Source organism: Streptosporangium carneum (assembly GCF_027922005.1).
Classification (GTDB): Bacteria; Actinomycetota; Actinomycetes; order Streptosporangiales; family Streptosporangiaceae; genus Streptosporangium; species Streptosporangium carneum.
This window is the reverse complement of sequence record NZ_BSEV01000162.1, coordinates 1-531: the sequence shown is the minus strand read 5'-3', so window position 1 is coordinate 531 and position 531 is coordinate 1. Positions and strand designations below refer to the sequence as shown.

The 531-nt window shown below is 57.4% G+C and carries 1 tRNA gene; it reads right to left on the bottom strand.

The annotated features are described in order from the left end of the window. Positions 1-331: 331 nt before the first annotated feature. Positions 332-421: transfer RNA gene (locus PKF00_RS45075), tRNA-Ser, on the bottom strand. Positions 422-531 lie beyond the last annotated feature (110 nt).

Sequence of the window (531 nt, the reverse complement as noted above, 5' to 3'; positions counted from 1 at the left end):
GCGCGATTCCCGACCTTAAGATTCCCCTGAACGACATTCCTTGCCTCCCGTTCTTTATACAGACGACGAGAGCAATCGTGCTGAACAGTGTCAACAAAAAAAGTTATCCCTCCTACAAATTTCATACGACAACTGGAAACGACATACGAGCAAAGGCTGATGCTGGTCGTTTAAAGAGACGAGGCCGCGCGCGAGCGACGTTCACGCTTCATGCCCTGAAACCCGCAAGACGCGGACGGGTCAGCAGCCACAAGTGCCGCTGAGGCCGATGCGCCAAGACCGGGCCGCGGCCGGCGCCAGGGCGTTCAACATACGTGAGAACAGGGAAAGCTGGCGGAGAGGGAGGGATTCGAACCCTCGGTACCCGTAAAGGCACAACGGTTTTCGAGACCGCCCCGTTCGACCACTCCGGCACCTCTCCGCACGGGGAGCGGGGGTTTTGACTGAGTGGTGGGATAAAATCAAGAGGAGAACACTGGCAAATGCCAGTTTCGCTGCGACAGCGGCCGGCCTAGCGAAACGGATACTTTC